This is a genomic window from Elioraea sp. (assembly GCF_022842375.1).
Taxonomy (GTDB): Bacteria; Pseudomonadota; Alphaproteobacteria; order Acetobacterales; family Acetobacteraceae; genus Elioraea_A.
The window spans coordinates 189,996-215,274 of record NZ_JALHPR010000002.1; the positions used below are offsets into that span (position 1 = coordinate 189,996).

Below are 25,279 nucleotides of genomic sequence, written 5' to 3' on the forward strand. Positions count from 1 at the left end.
CTAGAACACCTTCGCCTTGATGCGGAAGGCGTAGAGCCCGAACCAATAGAGGCTGGCCGATGCGGCAATGGTCAGCGTGATGTACATGCCGGCCGCGATCGAGAAGATCTCGAACGAGCGGAAGTTGATCGCGTTCACGTTCAGCGCGCGGCCCGTCAGCTCCTCGACGCCGAAGATTGCGGCAATCGAGGTGCCGAGCACCATGACGATGTAGTGGTTGGCAAGCGGTGCGTAGAGCGTCTTGAGCAAATGCGGCACCACGACGTAGCGGATCATCTGCAGCCGCGAGAAGCCGAGCGTGGCGGCGGCATCGAGCTCCGTCCGCCGCACCGACATGAAGCCCGCGCGCTGGATCTCGGTGAGGTACGCACCGGCGTTGAGGCTGATGCCGACCAGCACGGCCTGGTAGCTGTCGAGGAAGATGCCCGCGTCAGGCAGACCGTAGTAGAGGAAGAATATCTGCACGAGCAGCGGCGTGTTCGTGAAGAAGCTGACATAGGCATCGACCAGCCGCCGCGCTGCCTTCGGTCCATAGGCCTTGGTCGCGGCGCAGAGAGCGCCGACGACCATGCCGATGGCGAAGCCAAAGAACGCGAGTTGCAGCGCGATCATCGCGCCGCCGGCCAGGTACGGGATGTGGCCCGTGACCTGGCCCCACTGGAACGTGTAGTTCACGAAAGCCCCGGCAGGCTGCCTTCAGATGCCTTGTCTCAGAAGTAAGGGGTGAACGGCACCGGGCGCGTCATCGGGCCGCCGTACCACTTCTCCCAGGTGGCGTTGATGAAGCCGCTCGCATGCATGTCGAACAGCGCGACGTTCGTCCAGTCGCGCAGCGTGAAGTTGCCCTTCTGCACGCCGATGCAGGGATAGAAGGCAGCGAGCACGTCAGGCAGCACCTTCCATGCGACGTTCTGGCTGGCCATCTGTACCCGCAGGCCGTCGGCGACGTCCACCATGGCGTTGCCGCGCCCCTGCGCGAGCGCACGCATCGCGTCGGGGTAGTTGTCGAGCAGCGTCACGCGTGCCAGAGGCGCATTCGCCTGGATCCAGGGAACGCCGATCGTGCCGCGCACCATGATGAACTGCGTGGTCGGCCGGTTCAAATCGGCCAGCGCATTGATGCCGCGGCCCTCGATGGTGATGACCGTCATCGCCTGGGTGGAGATCGGCACGGTGTAGTCGATCACCAGCGCACGCGCCGGCGTGCGCGTCATCGCCCCCATGACGAGGTCGACGCGACCTGTCGAGACGAAGGGAATGCGGTCCGGAGAGCCGAGATGGACGAACTCGACCTGCGCGCCTTCGCCGAGAATACGCCCGAGCTCGTTGCCGATATCGACATCGAAGCCTTCGAGCTGGTTGCGGTCGTTGATCCGGGCGAGCGGCGCGAGGGTGGGATTGACTCCGATGCGCAGCCGCTTCGTCTGCACCACCTGGTCGATCGGCCGAGCGGAAGATGGGCGGCTGCCGGTGGTGGCGAGAACAGCAGCGGTGGCAGCGGTCGCCGTGAACAGGCGACGGCGGTTGGACGTGAACCAGGTACGCATCGAGACCCCCCGAGATGGCGTTGTGGCACCGGATCGTGTCGGCTGCGGTGAGGGCTGGCAAGGACCCTTGTGATGCTCCCTGGGCGCAGCATCACCAAGCTGGCCCCCTCGGCGATGAAATCGGAGGCGTTTTGCCTACGCCCGCAGCAACCCTGTCGCCACGAGCACCTCGCGAAGCCGCTCGACCTCTGCCCCCGGCAGCGGCCCGATGGGTCGCTTCGTCGTGGCCGAGGGGATGCGGCCGAGCAGCGCGAGGCAGGCCTTGATCCGCGCCGTCGCCCAGCCACCAGGCGCCGTGCCGTAGATCGCGCGCGCGAGCGGGTAGATGATCGCGTGGTGTCGCCGCGCCGCGACAAGGTCGCTCGCGCGCACTGCGCGGTCCAGGGCGACGATCGTTTCGGGGATGATGTCAGCGAGGGAAACGAGGCTACCCTCGCTGCCGAGCACGTAGCAGGTGAACAGGTGCTCATCGCCGCTTGCCATCATCCGCACATGGGGCGCCGCCTCCGCCACCGCGCGGCGCGAGGCCTCGTAGGCCGCCGTCTCCCAGCTCCCTTCCTTGACGCCGACGACGCCCGGCAGCCGTGCCAAGGCGGCGAGCAAGGAGGGCGGAAACGCCGTCCGACCCGCATTCACGCTGCCCTGGAACAGGAATACCGGCAGGCCCGCCGCTCCGATCACCGCCTCGTGGTGGGCCATGATCGCGGCGGGATCATGGAACGTGGCCCAGCCATTCGGGGCGAACACCATCAGCGCATCGGCGCCTGCGTCCCGCGCATCCTCGGCGTGCAGGATCGCCTCGTCCGTCGCCTCGGCATTGATGCCGCACACGATGATGCGGCGCTGCCCCACCGTCGAGACGGTGAGCTCGATGACGCGGCGCTTCTCGGCGCGCGTGAGATACACGTTCTCGCCCGCATGGCCGTTGCAGAGGACGCCGACGATGCCGTCCGACGCGGCCACGTCCGCCGTATGCCGCGCGATGGCGGCCTCGTCGAGGACACCCTCATCCGTCATAGGAACGATGGTCGAGGGGTAGATGCCGTCCCACGGGTTGGCATGTGCGGGGATCATGCGGCGTCCTTTTGTGCAAGCAGGCGGTCGATGGGGAACAGCGGCAGTGCGAGCGGCCGGCCGAGGATGGCATCGGCGAGCAGCGCGCCCATGAAGGGGCCGCTCGTGTAGCCGGAATGAACGCTGCCGATGATCCAGCCATCCTCGACGCCCGGCAAGGGACCAAGCACCGGAAGGGCATCCGCCGTCTCCGCCTCCAGGCCGAGCCAGGCGCGGACGATGCGCGCGCGGCGCAGCGCGGGCAGGACGAAGGCGGCGAGCCTGATGTTGCCGATCAGCGCCTCCGGCACGAAGGCATCGCCGCGCCCGTCATGCCGCCCGCCCCTGCCCTGCCAGCCGCCGCCGATCAGCACGGTGCCGTTCGGATACTGCTTCAGCGACAGCAGCCCGGAGGCGATGCCGAGAACGCTCTGCATCACGGGCGGCATGCGCTCGGTTACCGCGAGCTGGTTGATCAGCACCTTGATCGGCAGCCTGATGCCGAACCACCCCGCCATGTCCTCGAGCCACACGCCGCCGGCAAGCACCACGCGCGTTGCCATGAGCGGCTCGCCATCGGCAACCCGCACCTGCCAGCCGCCGCGCACCCGCTCGACGCCGGTGACGGCCACGCCTTCGCGCAGCGCGACGCCGGCTCCCTCGAGTGCGACACGGAAGGCCCGCCCGGTCAGGTAGGCGGAGGCGAACCCGTCGACGGGGCAGTGGCCGACGCGCAGCGCGCGCTCCGATAGCCCAGGCTCGATCTCCCGCGCACGCGCGCCGTCGACCAGGGTGATCGGCGCGCCCGCTGCCCGCCGCGCGGCAGCGCGCGCCTCGAGGATCGCCACCTCCGCCTCGGTGAAGGCGACGGAGAGGCCATCGCGCTGCTCCGCCCCGACGGACAGGCCGAGCCAGCGGGGCGTGTCCATCCACAGTTCCCAGGCCTTCAGCGCGTAGGGAATGAGGGCGGCGCGCGTCATCTGCATCGTCAGCGTGCCGGCATTCACGCCCGACGCTTCGCGGCAGATGGGACCGCGATCGACCAGCGCGACGCGCATCCCCGCACGCGCCAGCGGCAGCGCCACGCTCGCCCCCATCACGCCCGCGCCGATGACGGCGCAGTCGAAACGATCAGCATTCGTCATGGTGGTGCAGGGGCCGGGATCGGGATGTCGGCGTAGTCGAAGTCGCCGAGCAGGTCATCGGCCGAGACGGGCCTGAGCGGCGGGCGCCCCGTCCAAGGCGCAACGTTCTCGCGCCCGCCGACATGGGGGGCGAGCAGCGATGCCGCCGCCTCGCCGCACATGCGGCCCTGGCAGGGGCCCATGCCGCAGCGCGTCCACTGCTTCACCTGGTTGAGGTCGCGCGCGCCGGCGGCGATCGCGGCCTCGATCGCCGCGCGGGGGACGTCCTCGCAGCGGCAGACGATGGTCTCGGGCGTGATCCCCCCGGCCATCGCAGGGCGCGGGCGCATCATCCACGACATTGCAGCTGCCGCACGGCCGGCGCGCGCGATCCCGGCCTGAAGCTGTGCTGCCTCCGCCGCGGCCGCGCTCCGGCCCAGCGCCTGCGCCGCCGCAAGCCCCGCCAGCCTGCCCTGGAGCGCGGCGACGGCAGCGCCGCCGATGCCCCCCACCTCGCCGGCGAGCCACAGCCGCGCAACGGAACCGGCCAGCGTTCCGTCACGCGCGGCGACCCAGCCGCTCGCCGCGTCGTAGCGATGGCGGAGGCGGAGAAGCCGTGTCGCGGCCGTGTCGGGAACGAGCCCGTGGCCGATGGCGAGCGCATCGGCGGCGATCGCCACCTCGGGCGCGCCGGGAACGAGGCGCCCCTCCGCATCGACACGCCCTAGGCGCACCGCCCCGAGCCTCTCGGTTCCTTCGGCGCGGATGACCGTGTGACGATGGAACACCGGAACGCGGGCCGCGGCGATCCGCGCGCGCCAGAGCGCACCGCGGGCGAGAAGGTCGGGCCGCGCAGCCAGCGCCGGCAGCGCGCCAAGCCATTCGGCGCGCGACGCGAGATCGACCACCGCGGCGACGGTTCCGCCTGCCTTCAGGATCGAGGCAGCGACAAGCGAGAGAAGCGGCCCGCAGCCAGCGACAACGGTCCTCTGCCCCGGCAGCACGCCGTTGGCCTTGAGAAGGATCGTCGCCGCGGCGAGCCCGATCACGCCAGGCAGCGTCCAGCCGGGAAACGGCATGACGCGCTCATGCGCGCCCGTGGCGATGACCAGCGCATCCGCCGTCACCGTCTCTGACCGCCCGTGCCTGGCGACGTCGACGCGCCAGGCATCGTCGCGCGCGATCAGCCAGGCGGTCGCGCTGTCGAGGTGCTCGACGGTCGAAATGCGAAGCTTCTCCCTCAGCGCCGCGCCGTCCCGCGCATCGGCGTCATCGCGCGTGACTGATGGTGCCGGCGCGCGCCAGACCTGCCCGCCCGCCGCGGCGTTCTCGTCGATCACCGCGACGGAGAGACCGTGGCCGGCGGCAGCGAGGGCGGCATTGGCACCGGCAGGCCCGGCGCCAAGCACGGCGAGATCAACCTTCATTCCGCGTGCGGCCCGCGCAACGACACGGCGATGCCATCGCGCACGGCGATCATGCAGGCACGCTCCGCCCGCCCCTCGATCAGCACGGTGCATTCCTGGCACACGCCCATCAGGCAGAAGGCGCCGCGGGGTGTGTCGCCCGCCGGGCTACGGCGCAGCACGACGATGCCTGCCGCGAGCAGGGCAGCGGCCACCGAGATGCCTGGCGTTGCCACGACATCCCGCCCGTCCACGCGCATGACGACACTGCCTCGAGCGGGCGCCCCGCTCACGCGATCAGCCTCCCGTGCCGGCTGCGCGGCAGGCTTCGTATTCGCGCATCGTTGCCTCGTTGGCGGGGTACAGGCCGGCGAGCGCCCTGCCCTTCCGCGCCTCGCCCAGCACCCATTCCTCGAAGGCCTCGCGGTCAGCGGCCGTTTTCGCCACCTCGGCGGCGAGATGGGCGGGGATGCAGACGACGCCGTTGGCATCGCCCATCACCACGTCGCCGGGGAACACCGCCACGCCGGCGCAGCCGATCGCTGCCTGGAGTTCGACCACCAGCCTGTGCGACGTCACCGGCGTTCCTGCCGTGCCGCAGCAGAACACCGGCAGCGGAATGGTGGAGATGGCGGCGGCGTCCGACACGCCACCGTCGAGCACCACGCCGGCGACGCCCTTGGTGAGGAAATGCGTTGTCATGATGTCGCCCATGAAGGCCGTGCGCGTCTCGCCTTCCATCGCGACGACGAGAACGTCGCCTGCAGCGACGCGCGCCACCGCCTCGCCCTGCAGGTTCGGCCGCTCGCCCCGCGCCGTTGCCTCCACCAGGTCCTCCCGAACGGGGATGGTGCGCACGGTGAAGGCTGTGCCGACGAACTTCGTCGCTGCCGGGTTCAGGGGCTTCGGCGCCTGCATCATCATGCCGCGCAACCCCTTGCGGTAGAGGATCGACACAACCGTCGGCACCGCGACGCCGGAGAGCAGGCGACGGATCTCGTCGGTCAAGGCTGGGGTGGCCGGCGTGGCATCGGGCATCGTGTCTCGCTCCTTGGGTATAGGTCCAGTGTAGCGAGGGGTTCGCGGTGGGGCCTAGCCCCCTACGCGGTTGCCGCCTACGCTTGGCGTGGGAGGCCTGCGGGGAGTTCTGGTGCGACTTTCGGGTAAACGCGCGATCGTCACGGGCGCGGCGCATGGCATCGGCCGCGCCGCGGCGCTCCGCTTCGCGCGGGAAGGCTGCCGCGTGCTTGCTGCCGACGTCGACGACGCGGCCGGGGCAGCACTGGCGGTCGAGGCCGCATCGGCGGGCCTCCCCCTTGCCTTCCGCCATGCCGACGTGACGAATGCCGCGGCCGTCGCAACCCTGGTAGCGGAGGCCGAGCGGCGGTTCGGCGGACTCGACACGGCCTTCGTCAATGCCGGGATCGAGCAGGTGGCGGCCGACAGCGATGCGCTGGCGGAGGAGCATTGGTCGCGCGTCCTTGCGGTGAACCTCACCGGAACGTTCCTCACGTGCCAGGCTGCGATTAGCGCGATGCTCCGCGCTGGCGGCGGGGCGATCGTCACGAACGCATCGGTCGCCGCCTTCGCCAATGTCGGGCAGAATGCCGCCTACGCAGCTTCGAAGGGCGGGGTGATGGCGCTGACGCGCGTGCTCGCCATCGAGTATGCCGCGCGCAACATCCGGGTGAACGCCGTCTGCGCCGGGGTGATCGACACGGCGATGAACGCCCGCCACCGCGACCGCGCGGCCGACCCGGACGCCTGGATGGAGGCCGCCCGCGCCATCACCCCCCTCGGCCGCCTCGGCACGGCGGAGGAGGTCGCCTCCCTCGCGCTGTTCCTGGCGAGCGACGAGGCAGCGTTCATCACCGGCACCGGCATGCTCGTCGATGGCGGGAGGGTGGCGACGTGAGCGGGGCGCTTGCCGGCCGCGTCGCCGTCGTCACCGGTGCCGCGCGCGGCATCGGGGCTGCCGTCGCGCGCGCCTATGCTGCCGAAGGTGCCGCCGTGCATGCGCTCGACATCCTGCCGTCGGAACGTGACGGGGCCCGCATCACCCATCATATCGTCGACGTGACGGACGAGACCGCCGTCGCCGCTGCCTTCGCCGCGATCGAGGCGGCGGAGGGGCAGATCGACGTGCTCGTCAACAATGCCGGAATCATCACCCTTGCCCCGGTCGAGGAGATCGCTGTCGAAGCGTGGGACAGGCTGATCGCCGTCAACCTCCGCGCCGCGTTCCTCTGCATCCGCGCCGTCGCCCCCGGCATGAAGCGGCGGCGGCGGGGGGCGATCATCAGCATGTCCTCCAACGCCGGGGTGCGCGGGGGGCTGCATGAGAGCGCCTATTGCGCGAGCAAATTCGGGCTCGAAGGTATGTCGCGCGCCCTCGCCCTCGAATTCGCTCCCTACGGTGTTTCGGTGAACACCATCACGCCAGGGCACCCGGTGCGCACGGCGATGAGCGAGACGACCTACAGCGAGGCGATGCGCGCCATCTGGAAGGACCCGGCAGAGCTCGCACCCGCCTTCATTCACCTCGCGCAGCAGGACGCCTCCGGCCTCAATGACCGGTATGTGCGGGCGTGGGACCTCGTGCAGGCACTTGCGCATGACACGGCCACGACGGAGTACAGGGCATGACGGATGCGATCACCGCCATCATCGGCATCAAGCACATGGCCTTCGCGGTGCGCGACGCCGATGCCGGCCTCGCGCGCTACGCCAGGCTCGCGGGGGGCCCGGCGCGCCCGCGGGTGGTCGACTGGCCAGGCTCGCGCACCCGCGTCGCGTTGTTCGAGCTCGGCGGGATCGAGCACCAGCTCTGCCAGTCGATGGACGAGGATGGCCGCTTCTCCACCTGGATCAGGGAGCGTGGCGGCGAGGGGCTGCACCACATCTGCTACGCGGTCAGCGACATCGACCGCGCGCTGGCCGATGCCCAGGCGAAGGGCGCGCGGCTCAGGATGTGCAAGGCCTGCAACGTGGCGGGCAGCCACCCTCATCCCGAGGGCTACGTTGCCTTCCTCGATGATGAAACGGCAGGCATCGAGCTCGAATTCATGCAGGTCTACACACCGGAGGAGGAGGAACGATACCGCGCGGTGAAGGGGATCTGATGGCGGCTTCGGAATGGATGGACCAGGGAAGGCGGGTGCAGTGAAGGCGTTGGCGATCGCGGGGCTTGGGCGGTGGGGCAAGGTGTTGGTCGATTCGGTGCGGGGAAAGAGCGACAAGCTCGGCTTCGTCGCAGCCGTTGTGCGTGACCCCGCACGGTCGGCAGCCGACGCCGCCGCACGCGGGCTTGCGGTGCACACCGACCTCGGGGCGGTGCTGGCCGACCCTGCGATCGACGGCATCGTGCTCGCCACGCCGCACTCGCAGCACACCGGGCAGATCATCGCCTGCGCCCGGGCAGGCAAGCCCGTGTTCGTCGAGAAGCCGGTGACCCTTACCCGTGCCAGCGCGGAGGAGGCGCTGGCAGCGGCGGATGAAGCCGGGATCATCGTCGCCGCGGGATTCAACCGCCGCTTCCTCTCTCCCATCGTCGCGCTGAAGGCGATGATCGAGGCAGGCACCCTTGGCACGATCCTGCATGTGGAGACGCATTTTTCCGGTAACGTCGCCGGCCGCTATCGCCCGGGCATGTGGCGGGTCGCGCCGGGCGAGAGCCCCGCAGGCGGGCTCGCCGGCTCCGGCATCCACCAGATCGACACGATCATCCACCTCGCCGGCCCCATCGCCGAGGTGCACGCCCTCTCGACCCGCCGCGTGCATGACTTCCTGATGGACGACACGACGATAGTGACGTTCCGGCTGGCCTCTGGCGCAGTCGCCTCGCTGCTGACGATCACCGCGACCGCCTCCACCTATCGCGTCGTCGTGTTCGGCACGCGCGGCAAGGCGGAGCTGAACGGCGGCGCCGAGCAGCGCGGCAGCGAGACGCTCGATGTCACCTTCACCTCCGGCGACACGGAACGGCGCCACTACGCGCCGTTCGACATCGAGCGGGCGGAGCTTGAGGCCTTCGCGGATGCGATCGCCGGAACGGCGCCCTATCCGGTCACGCGGGCAGAGCTGATCAACGGCGTGGCCGCGTTCGAGGCGGTGTCGCTCTCCGTCGCCGCCGGGCGGCCCATCGCGATCGCGCCATGACGGAGGGCGTCGTCCCGACGCCGGAGGAGGCGAAATCCCTCTGGGGCCTCGAGCCAGGCGCGCGGCACCTGAACCACGGCGCCTTCGGTGGCTGCCCGACGGAGCTCCTGGCGCACCAGGCAACGATCCGCGCGCGGATGGAACGCCAGCCGGCGCGCTTCTTCCTCAACGACCTGCCAAGCCTGCTGCGCGAGGCCGCAGCAGCGCTTGCGGCATTCGTCGGCACCGCACCGGAATGGCTCGGCTTCGTCGACAATGCCTCGACCGCCGTCAACGCCGTGGTCGCTTCTGCGCCGCTTGTGCCAGGTGATGAAATCGTCACGACAGACCACGTCTACAACGCCGTGCGGCAGACTCTGCGCCACCACGCCGCGCGGGCCGGGGCGAGTGTGATCGAGGCGCCCATCGGCATGCCCGTCACCACCAGCGAGGGTGCTGCTGCGGCGGTGACCGGCGCTCTCGGGCCACGCACGAAGCTCGTCGTGATCGACCATGTCGGCTCGCCATCGGCGGTCATCCTGCCGATTGCGCCGATCATCGCGGCGGCTCGCGGGCGAGGCATTCCCGTCCTCGTCGATGGTGCGCACGCGCCTGGGCTGCTGCCGCTCTCGATCGATGCGCTCGGGGCGACCTGGTACGCGGGCAACTGCCATAAATGGCTGTGCAGTCCGAAAGGCGCCGGATTTCTCGCGGTGGCCCAGGATGCGCCGTGGGAGGTGCACCCGACGGTCATCTCCCACGCCTATGGCCAGGGCTTCACGGCCGAGTTCGACAAGACCGGCACGCGCGACCCCTCAGCATGGCTCACCGTTGCCGAGGCGATCCGCTTCCACCAGCGCATCGGCGGGGCTGCGCTACGTATGCGCAACGATACGCTGGCACAGGCATCGGCAACTGCGCTCGCGGCAGACATCGCCACGCCGCTTGGCGCGCCCGCCGACATGTTCGCAGCGATGGCCACCATCCGCCTCAGCGGCAGCGCACTGCCCGGCATCGACAGGCTCGCGCCCGACTGGCCGACCGCGGGGCTGCTGCGCAACGCGCTGTGGGAGTGTGCCCGCATCGAGGCGCCGGTGATGGCGCTCGGCGGGGCGCTCTGGCTCCGGCTCTCCGTGCAGGCCTATGTCGCACCGGCTGACCTCGATGGCCTCGCGGCACCGCTGGCCGAGGCGGTGGCGATCGTCGCGGGGCGCGCCGCCGCATGATTGCCTACGTCCTCTCGCGCCTTTGGCAGGCAGCCCTCGTGATGCTCGTCGTCATCGGGCTTGCCTTCGTGCTCTTCACCTACCTGGGTGACCCCGTCGTCGGCATCCTGGGTGCTGACTCGAGCGAGGCCGCGCGGGCCGCGATCCGCAGCGAGCTCGGGCTCGACAGGCCCATGCCGGTGCAGTTCCTCGACTATCTCGGCCGCGTGCTTTCCGGCGATTTCGGGGTCAGCTACCGCCTCGGCCGACCTGTCGACGTGATCCTGGCGGAGCGTGTGCCGGCGACGGTGGAGCTTGCGCTGGCCGGCATGGCGCTCGCGCTGCTGCTCGGCATTCCGCTCGGCATCCTCACGGCCCTTCGTCGCCGCAGCGCCGGTGCGCAGGCGCTGCTTGGCGTCTCGCTGCTTGGCATCTCGGTGCCGTCATTCTTCATGGGCGTCCTGCTGATCTGGTTGTTCAGCGTCACGTTCGACCTGCTGCCGAGCTTCGGGCGTGGCGAGACCGTCGACCTCTGGGGTTGGAGCACCGGGCTGCTGACGCTGAGCGGCTGGCGTTCGCTGATCCTGCCCGCCATCACGATCGCTGTGTTCCAGATCGCGATGATGATGCGCCTCGTGCGCGCCGAGATGCTCGAGGTGCTGCGGAAGGACTTCATCCGCTTCGCCCGCGCGCGGGGATTGAGCGACCGCGCGGTGCATCTCCGCCACGCGCTCCGCAACACGCTCGTGCCGGTGGTGACGATCGCGGGCCTCCAGCTCGGCTCGGTCATCGGCTTCGCGGTGATCACCGAGAGCGTGTTCCAGTGGCCGGGCCTTGGCCTCCTGTTCCTGCAATCGGTGGCGGCCGCCGACGTGCCGGTGATGTCGGCCTACCTTGTGCTGATCGCTGCCGTGTTCGTCACGATCAACCTCGTGGTCGACCTCCTCTATCTCTGGATCGACCCCAGGCTGCGCGCCGATGGCGGGCTGGAGGCAGCACGCCGATGACGGATGTCCTGACCCGGGCATGGCAGTCCGACATCGCCTTCGAGTTCCGCCGCTCGCCCGCCGCGATCGGTGCCGCCGCGGTGCTGCTGCTGTTCCTCGCCGCCGCCGTGGTGCCAGATGCGCTCGCCCCGGTGCCGGTGTTCGACCTGACGCGCATCGCGCTGCGCGATGCCTTCCTGCCGCCGGCGTGGATGGAGGGGGGGTCGCCTGCCTTCCTGCTCGGCACCGATGCGCAGGGGCGTGACCTGCTGTCGGCCATCATCTATGGCGCACGGGTGTCGATGCTTGTCGGCGCCGCATCCGTCCTGCTCTCGGTGCTGATCGGCGTGCCGCTTGGGCTGATCGCGGGCTATCGCGGTGGCTGGGCGGACGCCCTGATCATGCGCGCGGCCGACATCCAGCTCACCTTCCCCGCCATCCTGGTTGCGGTGATCTTCGATGGCATCGCGCGCGCGGCCCTGGGTGGCGTGGCGCATGAGCGGCTAGCGGTGCCGCTGCTCATCCTGGCCATCGGCATCACCGGCTGGGTGCAGTATGCCCGCACGGTGCGGGGGGCGACGATGGTCGAGCGCGGGCGTGACTATGTGGCGGCAGCGGCGCTCATCGGCCGCAGGCAGGGGGCGATCATGCTGCGCCACATCCTGCCCAACGTGCTGACACCCGTGCTCGTGCTGGCCACGATCAACCTCGCAGTGGCGATCATCCTGGAGGCGACGCTTTCCTTCGTCGGCCTCGGCATCCCGCCGACGCAACCCTCCCTTGGCACATTGATCAGAGTGGGCAACGATTACCTTCTGTCGGGGGAGTGGTGGATCGTCATCTTCCCCGGCATCGCACTCCTGCTCCTCGTCCTCGCGGTGAACCTGCTGGGTGACTGGTTGCGGGATGCGCTCAACCCCGCCCTGCAATGATGGCGGGGGACGACAGGGAACGCGATGGACGGCATGGCGAAACGGGAACGAGGGGCATGACGATGCGTGGAACAGGACTGACGGGGGCGCGCCTCGGTGCCGCCCTTCTTGCGGCAACGATCACGGCCGGCGCCGCGGAGGCGGCAACGCTGCGCGTCGGCGTCCAGGCCGATGCGGGGACAATGGACCCCCAGGCACAGAACATACAGACGACGCTGACGCTGCATGCGATGGTTTTCGACGCGCTGGTCACACGCGACAGGCAGCTGAAGCTCGCCCCCGGCCTCGCGACACGGTGGGAGTTGGTGAACCCGACCACCTGGCGCTTCCATCTCCGCCCCGGCGTCCGCTTCCACGGCGGCGAGGCCTTCGGCGCCGATGACGTGAAGTTCAGCATCGAGCGTGCCAAGGCCGCGAGTTCGCAGTTCCAGATCTTCGTTGCAAAAATCAAGGAGGTCGTCGTCGTCGATGACCTCACCGTTGATCTCGTGACGGATGGGCCCGACCCGCTGGTGCCCGACAAGCTCACGTACATCTTCGTGATGGATCGTGGCTGGGCAGAGCAGCACAGCGTGCGCGAGCCGCAGAACCTGCGCACGCGGCAGGAGACGCACACCGCGCTGAACGCCAACGGCACGGGCCCCTTCATCCTGCGCACGCGCGAGCCTGACAGCCGCACGGTGCTCGAGCGCAACGGCAGCTATTGGACACCGATCGAGGGCAACGTCACCCGTGTCGAATGGCGACCGATCGCCAATGACCCGACGCGCATCTCCGCCCTTCTCTCGCGCGAGCTCGACCTCGTGATCGATGTGCCGACGCAGGATGTCGCGCGGCTGCAGCGTGACCAGAACCTCCGCGTCGAGCGGGCCGATGAGTTCCGCACCATCTTCTTCGGCTTCGACCTGAAGAACGAGCAGCTGAAGTATGGCCAGCCGGGCGGCGGCAATCCATTCCGGGACAGGCGGGTGCGCGAGGCGGTGTCTCGTGCGATCGACATCGCCTCGATCCAGCGAGCGACGATGCGCGGCCTCGCCACGCCGACGGGCCAACTGCTCGCACCCGGCAATGTCGGGTATGACCCTGCCCTCGATGCGCGCCTCCCCTACGACCAGGCGGCAGCGCGGCGGCTGTTGCAGGAGGCGGGCGTGCCGCAAGGATTCGCGTTCACGCTCGACTGCCCGAACGACCGCTACGTGAACGACGAGCAGGTGTGCCAGGCTGTCACCGCCATGCTGAACCAGGTGGGGTTCAACGTGTCGCTGAACCTGATGCCGCGCGCACGCTATTTCCCAAAGCTGTGGGAGCGTGACACCTCGATGTTCATGATGGGCTTCAACTCGCCCTATTTCGACGGCATGTACGCGCTCGAAACGCTGCACATGACCCGGGCCGACCCGGAGGGCATCTTCAACTACTCGCTCTACAGCAACCCCGAGATCGACGCGATGATCCGTGCGGCCCGCGACGAGACCGACCTTGCCAGGCGCGAGACGCTGATGAAGGCCGCGTGGAAGCGCGTGACGGAGGAGCGGATCTACATTCCGCTCTATCACCAGGTTCTCGTCTGGGCGATGCGCACCAACGTCGTCGCACCGCTGCGGCCGGACAACTGGCTCGAGATCCGCTGGGTGAAGGTGAACTGATCTGCTGCGCGGGCGGACAGACCCGCCCGCGCACCTCCTCGTACAGGACCATGCAGTGACAGAGACGTCCCGCTTCCGCATCGGCATCGATGTCGGCGGCACATTCACAGACTTCGTCGTGGCCGACATGGCGCAGGAGCGGTTCCTGTTCCACAAGGAGCCCTCCGTCCCATCCGACCCGTCTCTCTCAGTCGAGCGCGGCATGGCGGCGATCTTCGCCGAGCATGCGATCATGCCCGGCGCGGTGGAACTCGTCGTGCACGGCACCACGATCGGTCTCAACGCGATCATCCAGCGGCGCGGCGCGCGGATGGCGATGGTGGTCTCGCGCGGCAACCGCGACGTGCTCGAGATCGCCCGACTGAGGCTGCCCTCGTCCTACGATTTCACCGTGCCGCGCGAGGTGCCGCTGGTGCCGCGGCGACTCATGTTCGAGGTGCCGGCACGGCTGCGTGCCGATGGGCATGTCGAGGAGCGACCCGATGCCGCCTCGCTCGACAGCATCGCTGCCGCCATCGCGGCGGCGCGTGTCGATGCAGTGGCGGTGATGCTGCTGAACGCCTACCGCGACCCAACGCTCGAACGCGAGGTGGCCGATGCGCTCCGCGCGCGACTGCCAGGAGTGCCGGTGACGGAGAGCTCGGTTCTCTGGCCGGAGGTGCGCGAGTATGAGCGCGCGCTGGTCGGCGGGCTCAACGCCTACATCCAGCCGCTGATGACGGCCTACTTCGACAGGCTGAAGGCGCGCGTCGAGGGCCTGGGCGTGCGCGGCCCGATCTACATCACCGCCAACAACGGGGGCACGCTGTCGCTGGAAACGGCGCGCGCACGGCCGATCGATACCGTTCTGTCCGGCCCTGCCTCAGGCGTCGTGGCGGCAACGCGGATCGGTGCGGCAGCGGAGCGGCGCGAGCTCGTCACGATCGACATGGGCGGCACCTCGGCCGACATCTCGATCGTCCAGGCCGGCGTTCCCGAATTCACCACCGCGACGTTCGTGGGCGACTTCCCGCTGATGATGCCGGTGGTCAATGTCGGCGCGATCGGTGCCGGCGGCGGCTCGATCCTGTGGGTCGACGCGCAGGGCGTGCTGAAGGTGGGCCCCGCCTCTGCCGGTGCCGATCCTGGCCCGGTCTGTTACGGCCGCGGCGGCACTGAGCCGACGATCACCGATTGCTATGTCTCGCTGGGCATCGTTGATCCCACGCGCTTCCTCGGCGGGCGCATGCAGCTTGATGCCACCGCGGCGCGCGCGGCCCTCGATGGCCTCGCTGAGCGGCTCGGCATCGCGGGGGATGACCGTGCACTCGCGGCGGCAGAAGCGGCGCTCAGGGTTGCGAGTGCCAAGATGGCGACGGAACTGACCAAGCTGATGGCGACCGCCGGCGTTGATCCGCGCCGCTACGCGCTGGTCGCCTTCGGCGGCGCTGGGCCCACGCATGCGAACCTGCTCGCCGAGGAGGCGGGGCTTGCCGCCGTGCTGGTGCCGACGGCCCCGGGCACCTTCTGTGCGCTCGGCGCCATCCTCGCCGACGTGCGGCGTGACTATGTGCGCACCGCCCGCCACCTCGTCGTGCCGCCAGAGGCAGCCGGGGTGGATGAGTGGCCGAAGGTCGCTGCCGTGATCGCAGCACTTGAAGCCGAGGCGCTCGGCTGGATCGCGCAGGAAGGGGCGCTGGTAGGCGCGCACGGCCTCGTCGTCTCGCTCCGCGTGCGCTACCCCGACCAAGCCTACGAGCTCGAGATCATCGTTCCGGAATCCGAACGCGCTGGGCTCGGCGCACGCTCTCTCGCCGCCCTCTTCCATGCTGAGCACCAGCGCCTCTACGGCTTCGTGGAAGCCGCGAGCCCCGTGCAGGTCACGACCGTGCGCCTCGGCGTGATCGGACGGGTTCCGCCCGTCTCGCTGCCGAAGGCGCACGCTTCGGTTCCCACCGTCTCGGGCACACGCATGATCCGCCATCGCGGACGGGAGATCGCGGCGGCGGTGTACGAGCGCGCAGCCATCGGCGCAGGCAGCGTGATCGATGGCCCCGCCATCGTCGAACAGCCCGATACGACTGTGTGGATCCTGCCCGGCTGGCGGGCCGAGGCCGATGCGCTCGGCACGCTCCATCTCGCCAAGGGGGCGGCAGCAGTACCGCGCGAGGCAATGCTCGCGGAGGCAGCGCGATGACGCCCGATCCCGTCCTGACCGAGATCTTCTTCCACAAGGTGACGGCCATCACCGAGGAGATGGCGATCACGCTGCAACGCACCGCCCGCACCACCTACGTGAAGGAGGCAGGCGACTTCGGCTGCGCGCTCGCGACACCCGCGGGTCGGTTCTTCGCCTACCCCAAGGTTCTCGGGGTCTCCGGCTTCCTCGACAGCAACGTCGCCCCAGCACTGGCGCACGTCCCTGACCTCGAGCCGGGCGACGTGGTGATCACCAACCACCCCTATGCCAGCGAGGGCCTGGCGAGCCACATGCCCGACCTGCACCTCATCCGCCCCATCTTCGCGGATGGGCGGATCGTTGCGCATGCCTGGGATTTCATCCACTCGGCCGATATCGGCGGCGGCGTGCCCTCCTCCATCTCGCCGCGCTTCTCCGACCTGTTCCAGGAGGGCTTCCAGATCCCGCCCGTGAAGCTCGTGAAGGCGGGGCGGATGAACGAGGATTTCCTGACCCTCTACCGCGCGAACTGCCGTGTGCCCGAGGTGAACATGGGCGACATCAAGGCGATGCTCGCGGCTCTGCTCGTCGGCGAGCGCCGCGTGCACGACCTCGTCGACCAGCTCGGCGTCGAGGGCTTCCTTGCGATGCAGCGCGATCTCGTGAACTACGCTGCCGCCAAGGCGCGCGCGGTGCAGCGCCTGATCCCCGACGGCACCTGGGAGTTCTGGGACCTGCTCGACGACGATTACGTCTCGAAGGTGCCAGTGCGCGTCCGCTGCCGGATGACGGCGAAGGACGGCGCGGTCCATCTCGACTTCACCGGTTCTGACCCGCAGGTGGCCGCCGCCTATAACATTCCGACGGGCGGCAAGCGCCATCCCTGGCTCACGCTCAAGCTGATGCACTTCGTGTTCAGCCATGACCGCACCATCCCCATCAACCACGGCATGTTCGAGCACGTCACGGTCGAGGCGCCCGCGGGCACCATCGTGAATCCTGAGCCGCCCGCGGCCGTCGGCATCCGCAGTGCGACCGCGATCAGGCTGAACGAGGCGATCGTCGGCGCTCTCACCCGTGCGAAGCCCGGGCTGATGCCAGCACCCTCCGGCGGCATCATGATCCCCTCGGTGCTCGTGGAGCAGGACCCGCGGACTGGGCGGCGCAACGTCATGGTGCTGCAATCGCTCGTCGGCGGCACAGGCGGGCGTGAGGGGGCGGATGGCGTCGATGGTCGCGACAGCTCTCTCGCCAACCAGCGCAACACCCCGATCGAGAAAACGGAGGAGGAGGCAGCGGCGATCATCACCGAATACGCGCTCCGCCCCGACAGCGGCGGAGCAGGGCGCTGGCGCGGCGGCACGGGGGTGATCTTCTCGGTGCGCATCGCGCGCGAGGGCAGCGCCGTGCTCGGCCGCGGCATGGAGCGGTTCGTGTTCCGGCCCTGGGGCATCGGCGGCGGCAGGCCAGGGTTGCCCGCACGCGTCGTCGTCAATCTCGGGCGTGAGGGTGAGCGCGAGCTCGGCAAGCTCGACGTGTTCCACCCACGCCCCGGCGATGTGGTCACGATCATGACACCCGGCGGTGGCGGCTTCGGCGACCCGCTGGAGCGCCCGGCGGCGGATGTCCTCACGGACGTGCTTGACGGCCATGTGAGCCTCGGCGTCGCACTGCGTGACTATGGCGTTGTCATCTCAGGCGAAACGATCGACGCGGCCGCGACGCTCGCCGAGCGTGCGCGCCTCGCCGCGTTGCGCGGCCCCCTGCCCGCCTTCTCCTTCGGGCCGGAGCGCGAGGCATGGGAAGCGGTGTTCGACGATGCCGCGATGCTCCGCCTCAACGCCGCGCTCATGCGCATCGGCGCGCACGCGCGCAGCGAGCGGCGCCGCGCCATCTTCGAGGCGGTGATCCCGGGGCTGCCGCGTGCCGGCACCGTGCCGCTCGACGAGCTGGTGGGCGACGTCGCGGAAGCCCGCGCGCGGCTTGCCCGCGAGATCGATTCGCTCGAAGCCGCGCTTGCCGGCCGTGCGGCGTGACCCACACCCAGGACCACCCAGAGAGGACGCGATGACCGAACGACGCCACGACCTCTATCTGCTGACGCCAGGCCCGCTCACCGTCGCACCCGAGGTGAAGCGCGAAATGCTGGCCGATCGCAGCCCGAACGCGGAGCCACACAGCGCGCTGACGGCGATGGTGCGTGACTACATGCTCGAACTCTGCAACGGCCGTGGCACGCATGAATGCGTGCCGATCCAGGGCAGCGCCACCTACGCGATCGAGGCCGCGTTCCACGCCTTCGTGCCGCGCGACGGCAAGCTGCTGGTGATCCAGAACGGCTTCTACGGCATGCGGCTGCGCGAGATCGCCGAAGGCATCGGGCTTGCCGTCACCGCGCTCGAATTCCCCATGCTGCCGCTGCCGACGGGGACGGACATCGAGGCAGCACTCGCGGCCGACCCCGCGATCACCCACATCGTACTCTGCCATGTCGATACCGGAACAGGCATCCGCAACCCCGTCGAGGAAATCGCCGCAGTGGCGAGCCGGCGGGGCGTCGGCGTTCTGGTCGATGCGGTCGCCTCCTTCGGCACATTCCCGCTCGACGCTGCGGCGCTTGACCTCACGGCGATCATGATCTCGCCCAACAAGGGGCTGGAGGGCGTGCCCGGCATCGGCATCGTCGTTGCCAAGCGCAGCGAACTCGAGGAGGCCAAGGGGCGCTCGCCATCCGTCGTGCTCGACCTCCATGCGCAGTGGCGCTTCCTCGAGGAGAAGGGCAACCAGTGGCGCTGGACACCGCCGACGCATGTGATCGGCGCGCTCGGCAAGGCGATCGAGCGGCACCGCGCCGAGGGCGGCGCAGCACCAAGGCTCGCGCGCTATCGGGCCAACTGGCGGCGCCTCGTCGATGGCATGCGCCAGCGCGGCTTCGCCACCCTGCTGCCCGACGAGGCGGCAGCCCCCATCATCGCCACCTTCCACGACCCGGCTGACCCGGCCTACGACTTCCGGAAGTTCTACCTGGCGATGGAGAAGCGCGGCTTCATCATCTTCCCGGGGCGGCTCACCGCCGCCGGAACGTTCCGCATCGGCCTGATGGGCGACCTGGTCGAGAGCGACATCACGCTGATCCTCGAGGCGATCGACGAGAGCCTCGCCGAGCTCGGCGTCGCCTCGTTCGCGCCGCGCGACGAGGGGGCAAGCGCGCCGGCAGCGGCATGACGGCGCCACGACGGGTCCTGATCCTCGACCCGCAATTCACCGACACGCCCGATATCGAGCGTGCCGTGCTCGGGCCCGGGCCGGAGATCGCGGTCTGGCGGCCCGATGGCGCAGCCCCACTCGACCCAGCCGTGCTCGCCGGTGCGGAGGTGGTGATCAACTGCCGCAGCCGCCACCGCATCCCCGCCGCGTTCGTCGCACGGATGGATCAGGCGCGCCTCGTGGTCCAGGCCGGCGTTGGCTTCAACCACATCGACCTCGAGGCCTGTGCTGCGCGCGCCATCGCCGTGTGCAACACGCCCGACTACGGCACGATGGAGGTGGCCGACCATGCGCTCGCGCTGATGCTCACGCTGATGCGCGGCACGGCGGCGCATGATGCGCGGCTCAGGGCGCGCGAAAGCGCGTGGGCGACGACGGAGCTTGCCCTTCCCCCCGTCCGCCGCCTGCGCGGGCTCGTGTTCGGCATCGTCGGGCTCGGCCGCATCGGGCTTGCCGCGGGGCTGCGCGCACGCGGCTTCGGCCTCGATGTCGCGTTCCACGATCCTGGCCTGCCGCCAGGGGCAGAGCTCTCGATGGGCTTCCGCCGCCACCGCACGCTCGCCGGCCTTCTCGCCGAGGCGGACATCGTGAGCCTGCACTGCCCGATGACGGAGGAAACTGCGGGGCTGATATCCGGCCGCACGCTCGCACTGATGAAGCGCGGCGCGGTGCTGATCAACACCGCCCGCGGCGGCATCGTCGATCTCGACGCGGTGGACGCCGCCCTGCGCACTGGCCAGCTTGGCGCGGCAGGGCTCGATGTGCTGCCGACCGAGCCGCCCGACCGATCCCATCCGCTCATCGCTGCCTGGGCAAAGGGCGAGGCCTGGCTTGAGGGCAGGCTGATCATCACGCCGCACGCGGCCTTCTATACGCCGGAGAGCCTCGCCGACATGCGTCGCCTCTCGGCCCAGGCGGCAGCGGATTATCTCAACGACGGCACCCTGCGCGCCTGCGTGAACCTCGACGCCCTTCGCCGCCACGGCAACGCGCCTGCATGACCTGGGCGGCGAGCGCGCTCCGCCGGCTCGGGGCGACGGGGTGCGCCGCCGGCAGCACGACCTGCCGCACGATCGCGCATCACGCCCGCACGATCACCTCGAACCCATTCCACAAGCGAGACCGCGCCGTGGTCCCGCATAGCGGCGGTGGATCTCCTTGCTGGCGGTCGGCACCGCCAGGACGAACCCATCGACATACATCGCGTTTCCCCTCCGCCTCGCCGCGCCGACGCGATGGCGGCACCCGCGGGGTGATCTGCCTTGCACCAGCCGCAGGCGCCTTCCCGGCCGCCGCTCCGATTGCGTTCCAGTAGCGGTCGGTCTCCGCCTGGTCGTCGGTCGCTATCTGGGGCCAATTCTCGCTGATGGTGGCCCTGAACCAGCCGGAGCCACCGCCGATCGGGCGCCTCGCCCCGTTCCTGGCGATGGACGCCTCGACGCTGACGGCCGCGGCGAAGCCGCTCGCGCGCCGGGGCCTGCTGCGCCTCGTGCCCGACACGGAGGATCGCCGCTCGCGCCGCGTGCGGATCACGCCGGAGGGGGTGGCGCTGCTCCTTGAGGCGATCCCGGTCTGGCGGGTGACGCATGCCGCGCTTGATGCGCAGAGCGGGCCGGGCACGACGGACGCTCTGCGGCAGGGGTTTGCCAGGATCGGCTAGGATGCCGCTGCCTTCGAGGTGGTTCGCCTGCGCCCGTCATGGCCGCACGCAGCCCGAGCGATCAGCGATGGTCGCTTTCGGTCAGCCCCTCGGGAACGCAATCCGGTTCGCGCGCCCGCCACGCCTTGTAGAGCGCCCTCCGCCGGCGCGGCGGGTGCGCTTCCAGCACATCGGCGCTTCGGATGCGATCGAGCCGGAAATGGCGGAAGTCGTCGCGCAGTTCGCACCAGGCGGCGAGAACCTGCGTGGTCTCGTAGATGGCGAGTGCCACGGGCCAGACCGTCCGTTGGGTCGCGGTCGCCGTCGCGTCCGCATACGTGAGGTTCAGCTTGCGCTCGCGTCGGAGCGCCCGGCGGATGACGTCAGGGTCGATCGTCATCTCCTCGCCGGGGTCGATTGCCCCGACGAGCAGGCCCGAGCGGTCGAGCATCTCGCGCACCTCGTCAGGCGCCACCGCTTCGATCTTCGCCAAGGCGCTGCGCGCCGAGGCCTCCATCGCGAAGTCCCGCCGTCGCGCGACCCACGAGACGCCGATCAGGATCGCCTCGATCTCGTCGGGCGTGAACATCAGAGGTGGAAGCAGGAAGCCGGGACGCAGGACATAGCCGAACCCCGCTTCGCCCTCGATCCGGGCGCCTTGGGCGCGCAGGACGTTGATGTCGCGATAGAGGGTGCGGACCGAGACCCCCAAGGCCGCGGCCAAGACCTCCCCGGTGACGGGCCTCCGCCGACCGCGCAGATCCTGCAGCAGGGCAAGGAGACGTTGCGCGCGGGACATGAGGAACTCCTGCGGCATGGCCGACTCTTCCGTCAAGTGCAGCCTCTCGCCGAGATTCGAGCCTGTCCGGGCCGGCCGGCCGCGTCCTCCTGTCATGCCCTGTCAGTCGCGCATGGCACAACACGGCGTGTCGAATTCCGCAGACACGAAACGCGGCAGCATGAGGGGAGCCTTTCGATGCAGAAGACAACCATCAACCCGTGGCCGTGGTCCGTCGGCCTTGGCTACAACCAGGGCGTGGTCGTCTCGGGTCAGACCCGCACGCTTCATTGCGCCGGTCAGACCGCGACCGACGGCGCCGGCCAGCCGCAGTGTCCGGGCGACATGGCCGCGCAGATCGGCCTTTGCCTTGACAACCTGCAAGCCGTGCTGGGGCAGGCCGACATGACGCTAGCCGACGTTGTGCGGCTGACGATCTACGCCACCGACGTCGATCAGCTGTTTCAACACTACGGCGTGCTGGCGGGGCGGTTGGGCGCGGCCGAAGCGGCGCCGCCGACGACCGTGCTCGGCGTGACCAGGCTGGCGGTCCCCGGCCTGATGGTCGAGATCGAGGCGACCGCAGTCTCGTGAACCGATCCGTCGACGGCGAACGCGACGCGCTGTCGTCCACGGCACGTCGCCAAGCGGGACGCGCCTTGATATGCGTTGCGGCATCGATGAGGGGGCGGGGCGCGCCGATGACGCCGGAACGGTTCAATCAAGTCTGCGGATCGCTGCCGCACGCCGTGCATGTCGTGCAGTTCGGCGGCGCGGACGTGTGGAAGATCGGCGGCAAGCTGTTCGCCGCGATGTGGGACACGTCTGGGTGTGCGTCAGAGACGTGCTGGCCGGCGGGGATCGGCGTCTCGATCTCACCGCCGAAGGTCAGGTAGCGCTCGGTTCCATCCGCCGGCCGCACCTCCAGGTCACCGCTGATCCGGGCGACGTCGAATGCGGCGACCGGGATCGCGAACGCGGCGGACAGCGCGTTGCAGAGATCGACCAGCGGATGCCGCCGCGGCAGGGAGCCCTCCTGCCGCAGCCGCCGCAAGAGCGCCTCGGAGGCGCAACGATACTGCGTCGGCTTGAGCCCCATCCGCGAGAACGCCCGGCGCCAGGCCTGAATGGCAGGCAGGCTCGCTCTCGGGTCTGCCAGCCAGCCGCCCCTGCGCCTGAGCGGTCAACCGCGTCACGGCGTCGGATGTATCGGCGCCCGCGTCTACTGGGCTGAACCGAACTACGCCGGCAACAAGCTCAGGGTAACTGCTCCAGATCTCCTGCCCACGACGAAAACGCATAACGTGTTCGCACCTCTTGTGGCTGCCAGGCGCAAAGCGGAACTTCGACCCCGTCCGTCGTCTTGGACAATGTTGCAACCATCAGCCTCCATGTGCCGGGCGCAGTCGTGGTATTCAGGGTTGATGATTCAGGAGCGCATCATCATCCAACGCTGCTTCCTGCCGGGGCTCGGCGCGACCCGGGCCGCGAGCGCACTCGCGTTCGGCCGCCATACGCACGACCAGTTCGGCATTGGCGTGCTGAACCAAGGCGCGCAGCGCTCGGCAAGCGGACGGGGCCCGGTCGAGGCCATCGCCGGCGAGGTGATTACGGTCAATCCGGGCGAAGTGCATGACGGCGCGCCGCTGGGCGGGCCACGCGCATGGCGGATGCTGTACCTCGACCCGACCCTGGTCACTCGCGCCGCCACCGAGGCCGGCATGCCCGGCTCCGAGTCGATCGCTTTCGCGCAACCGGTGATCCGCGACGCGGCGCTCGCCGCCCTCGTCTTGCGGACGCACGCCCTCGCGACCGACCCGGCCGCGGACGGGCTCGCGCGCGAGACAGCGCTGGTGGAGCTGCTCGACACGGTGCTGCGCCGGCACGCCTCACACCGATCGCGCGCCGCGCTGCCCGCCGCGATCGCACGTGCGAGGCGCCGCATCGACGACGACCCGGCAGCCGACACGACGCTCGCTGACCTTGCTGCCGAGGTTGGGCTCAGCCGGTTCCAGTTGCTCCACGGCTTCCGGCGCGAGACTGGCCTGCCGCCGCACGCTTACCGTATCGTCCAGCGCGTGCTGCGCGCACGCGGCATGATCCGTGCGCGCGTGCCGCTCGCCGAGATCGCCGCCGCACTCGGCTTCGCCGACCAGAGCCACATGAACCGCGCCTTCCTGCGTGTCACGGGCGCCACGCCCGGCGCCTGGGCCGCCGCGCGGGCCTGAGGCGTCTGCAACCCCGTCCAAGACCAGATCGCCCCACACGCGTCTTCTCGCGCCCAGCAAAGGGGGTGTGGCGTGCGGGACAGGATGGTGGGCTTCGCGCTGTGTGGCGCGGCGATGGTCACGGTGGGCAGCACCGTGGTGGCAAGCAAGGTGATCGGCGCGGGCATGCCGCCTTTCACGGCAGCGGCGTTGCGCTTCGCGATCGCCCTGCCGGTGTTCCTGCTCCTGTTGCGGCTTGCAGGAGAGGGCTTACCGCGACCCAGTGTGCGCGACGGGGCGCTGCTGGTGACGCAGGCGGCCCTCGGCAGCGTCGGCTACATGCTGCTGCTTGTCATCGGCCTGCGCTTCACTGCGGCCGCGGATGCGGGCGTGGTCGCCGGCAGCCTGACCGCCATGGTCGCCCTGTTGGCCTGGGCGCTCCTGCGCGAACGGCCGTCGCGCCTGCAGATGAGCGCGATCGCGCTGGCGAGCGGCGGCGTCGCGCTCGTCACCGCCGGAAGCGAGGGCAGGACGCTACGCGTCGACGGGGCTGCGCTGCTCGGCAACCTGCTTGTCCTTGCCGCCGTGGCATGCGAGGCGGCCTTCCTGCTCCTCAACAAGCGGCTGCGTGTTCCGGTCGCCCCATTGGCACTCTCGACGACGATGACCGGGTTGGGCCTCGCGCTCGCGGTGCCCTTTGCACTGTTGGAACGGCCGTGGCAGGTCGAGATGTCGCACGCCGCGCTCCTGGCAGTCGTCTGGTACGCCGTCGTGCCGACCGTCGGGGGCTTCTTGCTGTGGTATGCGGGCGCGCGGAGGCTCAGCGGTGCGCAGGCCGCGCTGACCACGGCCGTGCTGCCGGTCTCCGCCGTAGCATTGGCGGCCTCCGTGCTCGGCGAGGCGGTGTCGCTCGTCCAGGGCTTCGGGATGCTGTGCGTGCTGGCCGCGGTGATGCTCGGGGCACTCCCCGACCGACAGCGTTAGCCGGACAGCTGGATGGTCGCGGCCAGCAGGTCAGCGACGTCCAACTGCCCGAACCGCCACCGCAGGTGAAGCGCCAGCCGTCGAGCCACCTCACGGCCGCGTGCCTCGCGGAAGAACGGCGGCGTGACGTTCAAGCCGTCGCCGATGAGATCCTCCGGACGCAGCCCGGACTGCGCCCGGCCCACTATCTCGCCTCGCGCGGCATCAGGT

At 69.8% G+C, this 25,279-nt stretch carries 26 protein-coding genes and 1 pseudogene; 16 read left to right on the forward strand and 11 right to left on the reverse strand.

Annotated elements, in window-relative coordinates:
• The 7 genes from Q0C38_RS02685 to Q0C38_RS02715 all read right to left on the reverse strand — a co-directional run bounded on the left by Q0C38_RS02685 (nucleotide 1) and on the right by Q0C38_RS02715 (nucleotide 6,168).
• Nucleotides 1-675, reverse strand: coding sequence for an amino acid ABC transporter permease (locus Q0C38_RS02685; RefSeq protein ID WP_291295511.1), 675 nt, complete (start codon nucleotides 673-675; stop codon nucleotides 1-3).
• 35 nt (nucleotides 676-710) lie between these two features.
• Nucleotides 711-1,547, reverse strand: a complete 837-nt coding sequence (locus tag Q0C38_RS02690; RefSeq protein WP_291295512.1) for a transporter substrate-binding domain-containing protein — start codon at nucleotides 1,545-1,547, stop codon at nucleotides 711-713.
• A gap of 135 nt (nucleotides 1,548-1,682) precedes the next feature.
• Nucleotides 1,683-2,621 carry a dihydrodipicolinate synthase family protein gene (locus Q0C38_RS02695; protein ID WP_291295513.1) on the reverse strand — a complete coding sequence of 313 codons (939 nt, stop codon included), beginning with the start codon at nucleotides 2,619-2,621 and terminating at the stop codon, nucleotides 1,683-1,685.
• On the reverse strand, nucleotides 2,618-3,745 hold the full coding sequence (locus Q0C38_RS02700) for an FAD-binding oxidoreductase (RefSeq protein ID WP_291295514.1): 1,128 nt from the start codon (nucleotides 3,743-3,745) through the stop codon (nucleotides 2,618-2,620). Before Q0C38_RS02700 ends, Q0C38_RS02695 begins: the two co-directional genes overlap by 4 nt.
• Complete coding sequence (locus Q0C38_RS02705) at nucleotides 3,742-5,151, reverse strand: NAD(P)/FAD-dependent oxidoreductase (protein ID WP_291295515.1); 1,410 nt, start codon at nucleotides 5,149-5,151, stop codon at nucleotides 3,742-3,744. The genes Q0C38_RS02700 and Q0C38_RS02705 overlap by 4 nt, the downstream gene beginning before the upstream one ends.
• Nucleotides 5,148-5,423: a (2Fe-2S)-binding protein gene (locus Q0C38_RS02710; protein WP_291295516.1), complete on the reverse strand. Its 276-nt coding sequence runs from the start codon at nucleotides 5,421-5,423 to the stop codon at nucleotides 5,148-5,150. Before Q0C38_RS02710 ends, Q0C38_RS02705 begins: the two co-directional genes overlap by 4 nt.
• 4 nt (nucleotides 5,424-5,427) lie before the next feature.
• Nucleotides 5,428-6,168: a ribonuclease activity regulator RraA gene (locus tag Q0C38_RS02715; protein ID WP_291295517.1), complete on the reverse strand. Its 741-nt coding sequence runs from the start codon at nucleotides 6,166-6,168 to the stop codon at nucleotides 5,428-5,430.
• 112 nt (nucleotides 6,169-6,280) lie between these two features.
• On the opposite strand from Q0C38_RS02715, the gene Q0C38_RS02720 reads away from it, so the two are divergent.
• From Q0C38_RS02720 to Q0C38_RS02775, 12 genes are read left to right on the forward strand one after another with little or no spacing between them, the layout of a single operon-like run.
• Nucleotides 6,281-7,045, forward strand: coding sequence for an SDR family NAD(P)-dependent oxidoreductase (locus Q0C38_RS02720; protein ID WP_291295518.1), 765 nt, complete (start codon nucleotides 6,281-6,283; stop codon nucleotides 7,043-7,045).
• Nucleotides 7,042-7,776 (forward strand): SDR family NAD(P)-dependent oxidoreductase, encoded by a 735-nt coding sequence (locus Q0C38_RS02725; RefSeq protein WP_291295519.1) that lies wholly within the window; start codon nucleotides 7,042-7,044, stop codon nucleotides 7,774-7,776. Before Q0C38_RS02720 ends, Q0C38_RS02725 begins: the two co-directional genes overlap by 4 nt.
• The gene (locus tag Q0C38_RS02730; protein ID WP_291295520.1) at nucleotides 7,773-8,252 is read left to right on the forward strand and encodes a VOC family protein; all 480 of its coding nucleotides are present in this window, start codon (nucleotides 7,773-7,775) and stop codon (nucleotides 8,250-8,252) included. Before Q0C38_RS02725 ends, Q0C38_RS02730 begins: the two co-directional genes overlap by 4 nt.
• Nucleotides 8,253-8,265: 13 nt before the next feature.
• Nucleotides 8,266-9,288: a Gfo/Idh/MocA family protein gene (locus tag Q0C38_RS02735; protein ID WP_291295521.1), complete on the forward strand. Its 1,023-nt coding sequence runs from the start codon at nucleotides 8,266-8,268 to the stop codon at nucleotides 9,286-9,288.
• Nucleotides 9,285-10,493 carry an aminotransferase class V-fold PLP-dependent enzyme gene (locus Q0C38_RS02740; protein ID WP_291295522.1) on the forward strand — a complete coding sequence of 403 codons (1,209 nt, stop codon included), beginning with the start codon at nucleotides 9,285-9,287 and terminating at the stop codon, nucleotides 10,491-10,493. The genes Q0C38_RS02735 and Q0C38_RS02740 overlap by 4 nt, the downstream gene beginning before the upstream one ends.
• Nucleotides 10,490-11,479, forward strand: coding sequence for an ABC transporter permease (locus Q0C38_RS02745; protein ID WP_291295523.1), 990 nt, complete (start codon nucleotides 10,490-10,492; stop codon nucleotides 11,477-11,479). The genes Q0C38_RS02740 and Q0C38_RS02745 overlap by 4 nt, the downstream gene beginning before the upstream one ends.
• A complete protein-coding gene (locus Q0C38_RS02750; RefSeq protein ID WP_291295524.1) occupies nucleotides 11,476-12,390 on the forward strand; it encodes an ABC transporter permease in 915 nt (304 codons plus the stop codon). The genes Q0C38_RS02745 and Q0C38_RS02750 overlap by 4 nt, the downstream gene beginning before the upstream one ends.
• A gap of 56 nt (nucleotides 12,391-12,446) precedes the next feature.
• A complete protein-coding gene (locus Q0C38_RS02755) occupies nucleotides 12,447-14,036 on the forward strand; it encodes an ABC transporter substrate-binding protein (protein ID WP_291295525.1) in 1,590 nt (529 codons plus the stop codon).
• Between the two features lie 55 nt (nucleotides 14,037-14,091).
• Nucleotides 14,092-16,212: a hydantoinase/oxoprolinase family protein gene (locus tag Q0C38_RS02760; RefSeq protein WP_291295526.1), complete on the forward strand. Its 2,121-nt coding sequence runs from the start codon at nucleotides 14,092-14,094 to the stop codon at nucleotides 16,210-16,212.
• The gene (locus Q0C38_RS02765) at nucleotides 16,209-18,230 is read left to right on the forward strand and encodes a hydantoinase B/oxoprolinase family protein (protein WP_291295527.1); all 2,022 of its coding nucleotides are present in this window, start codon (nucleotides 16,209-16,211) and stop codon (nucleotides 18,228-18,230) included. Before Q0C38_RS02760 ends, Q0C38_RS02765 begins: the two co-directional genes overlap by 4 nt.
• Nucleotides 18,231-18,261: 31 nt before the next feature.
• Nucleotides 18,262-19,419, forward strand: coding sequence for a 2-aminoethylphosphonate--pyruvate transaminase (locus Q0C38_RS02770; protein WP_291295528.1), 1,158 nt, complete (start codon nucleotides 18,262-18,264; stop codon nucleotides 19,417-19,419).
• Nucleotides 19,416-20,462, forward strand: coding sequence for a C-terminal binding protein (locus Q0C38_RS02775; protein ID WP_291295529.1), 1,047 nt, complete (start codon nucleotides 19,416-19,418; stop codon nucleotides 20,460-20,462). Before Q0C38_RS02770 ends, Q0C38_RS02775 begins: the two co-directional genes overlap by 4 nt.
• Before the next feature lie 260 nt (nucleotides 20,463-20,722).
• On the opposite strand, the pseudogene Q0C38_RS23310 reads toward Q0C38_RS02775, so the two are convergent.
• Nucleotides 20,723-20,811: pseudogene (locus Q0C38_RS23310) on the reverse strand (VOC family protein); the annotation flags it as partial.
• A 13-nt stretch (nucleotides 20,812-20,824) separates the two neighbouring features.
• Here Q0C38_RS23310 and Q0C38_RS02780 point away from each other — a divergent pair.
• Nucleotides 20,825-21,121, forward strand: a complete 297-nt coding sequence (locus tag Q0C38_RS02780; protein WP_408870002.1) for a MarR family winged helix-turn-helix transcriptional regulator — start codon at nucleotides 20,825-20,827, stop codon at nucleotides 21,119-21,121.
• 61 nt (nucleotides 21,122-21,182) lie between these two features.
• Here Q0C38_RS02780 and Q0C38_RS02785 read toward each other — a convergent pair whose 3' ends face one another.
• Nucleotides 21,183-21,917, reverse strand: coding sequence for a YafY family protein (locus tag Q0C38_RS02785; RefSeq protein WP_366937233.1), 735 nt, complete (start codon nucleotides 21,915-21,917; stop codon nucleotides 21,183-21,185).
• 159 nt (nucleotides 21,918-22,076) lie between these two features.
• On the opposite strand from Q0C38_RS02785, the gene Q0C38_RS02790 reads away from it, so the two are divergent.
• A complete protein-coding gene (locus Q0C38_RS02790) occupies nucleotides 22,077-22,472 on the forward strand; it encodes a RidA family protein (RefSeq protein ID WP_291295531.1) in 396 nt (131 codons plus the stop codon).
• A 127-nt stretch (nucleotides 22,473-22,599) separates the two neighbouring features.
• Here the strand turns inward: Q0C38_RS02790 and Q0C38_RS02795 are convergent, their stop codons facing one another.
• On the reverse strand, nucleotides 22,600-23,037 hold the full coding sequence (locus tag Q0C38_RS02795; protein ID WP_366937236.1) for a phenylalanine--tRNA ligase beta subunit-related protein: 438 nt from the start codon (nucleotides 23,035-23,037) through the stop codon (nucleotides 22,600-22,602).
• 232 nt (nucleotides 23,038-23,269) lie between these two features.
• Here Q0C38_RS02795 and Q0C38_RS02800 point away from each other — a divergent pair, with 232 nt between their 5' ends.
• Entirely contained in the window at nucleotides 23,270-24,106 is an 837-nt protein-coding gene (locus Q0C38_RS02800) for an AraC family transcriptional regulator (protein WP_291295532.1), read from the forward strand.
• 87 nt (nucleotides 24,107-24,193) lie between these two features.
• A complete protein-coding gene (locus Q0C38_RS02805) occupies nucleotides 24,194-25,069 on the forward strand; it encodes a DMT family transporter (protein ID WP_366937234.1) in 876 nt (291 codons plus the stop codon).
• Here Q0C38_RS02805 and Q0C38_RS02810 read toward each other — a convergent pair.
• On the reverse strand, nucleotides 25,066-25,254 hold the full coding sequence (locus tag Q0C38_RS02810; protein WP_291295534.1) for a hypothetical protein: 189 nt from the start codon (nucleotides 25,252-25,254) through the stop codon (nucleotides 25,066-25,068). The two genes, Q0C38_RS02805 and Q0C38_RS02810, sit on opposite strands and share 4 nt — an antisense overlap.
• Between the last annotated feature and the right edge of the window lie 25 nt (nucleotides 25,255-25,279).

Excerpts from the sequence above, each read along its gene's own strand:
- Q0C38_RS02690 (WP_291295512.1), bottom strand. The coding sequence starts at position 1,547 with ATGCGTACCTGGTTCACGTCCAACCGCCGTCGCCTGTTCACGGCGACC.
- Q0C38_RS02695 (WP_291295513.1), bottom strand. The coding sequence starts at position 2,621 with ATGATCCCCGCACATGCCAACCCGTGGGACGGCATCTACCCCTCGACC.
- Q0C38_RS02700 (WP_291295514.1), bottom strand. The coding sequence starts at position 3,745 with ATGACGAATGCTGATCGTTTCGACTGCGCCGTCATCGGCGCGGGCGTG.
- Q0C38_RS02705 (WP_291295515.1), bottom strand. The coding sequence starts at position 5,151 with ATGAAGGTTGATCTCGCCGTGCTTGGCGCCGGGCCTGCCGGTGCCAAT.
- Q0C38_RS02715 (WP_291295517.1), bottom strand. The coding sequence starts at position 6,168 with ATGCCCGATGCCACGCCGGCCACCCCAGCCTTGACCGACGAGATCCGT.
- Q0C38_RS02730 (WP_291295520.1), top strand. The coding sequence starts at position 7,773 with ATGACGGATGCGATCACCGCCATCATCGGCATCAAGCACATGGCCTTC.
- Q0C38_RS02735 (WP_291295521.1), top strand. The coding sequence starts at position 8,266 with ATGGATGGACCAGGGAAGGCGGGTGCAGTGAAGGCGTTGGCGATCGCG.
- Q0C38_RS02740 (WP_291295522.1), top strand. The coding sequence starts at position 9,285 with ATGACGGAGGGCGTCGTCCCGACGCCGGAGGAGGCGAAATCCCTCTGG.
- Q0C38_RS02745 (WP_291295523.1), top strand. The coding sequence starts at position 10,490 with ATGATTGCCTACGTCCTCTCGCGCCTTTGGCAGGCAGCCCTCGTGATG.
- Q0C38_RS02750 (WP_291295524.1), top strand. The coding sequence starts at position 11,476 with ATGACGGATGTCCTGACCCGGGCATGGCAGTCCGACATCGCCTTCGAG.
- Q0C38_RS02755 (WP_291295525.1), top strand. The coding sequence starts at position 12,447 with ATGACGATGCGTGGAACAGGACTGACGGGGGCGCGCCTCGGTGCCGCC.
- Q0C38_RS02765 (WP_291295527.1), top strand. The coding sequence starts at position 16,209 with ATGACGCCCGATCCCGTCCTGACCGAGATCTTCTTCCACAAGGTGACG.
- Q0C38_RS02770 (WP_291295528.1), top strand. The coding sequence starts at position 18,262 with ATGACCGAACGACGCCACGACCTCTATCTGCTGACGCCAGGCCCGCTC.
- Q0C38_RS02775 (WP_291295529.1), top strand. The coding sequence starts at position 19,416 with ATGACGGCGCCACGACGGGTCCTGATCCTCGACCCGCAATTCACCGAC.
- Q0C38_RS02785 (WP_366937233.1), bottom strand. The coding sequence starts at position 21,917 with ATGCCGCAGGAGTTCCTCATGTCCCGCGCGCAACGTCTCCTTGCCCTG.
- Q0C38_RS02790 (WP_291295531.1), top strand. The coding sequence starts at position 22,077 with ATGCAGAAGACAACCATCAACCCGTGGCCGTGGTCCGTCGGCCTTGGC.
- Q0C38_RS02800 (WP_291295532.1), top strand. The coding sequence starts at position 23,270 with ATGTGCCGGGCGCAGTCGTGGTATTCAGGGTTGATGATTCAGGAGCGC.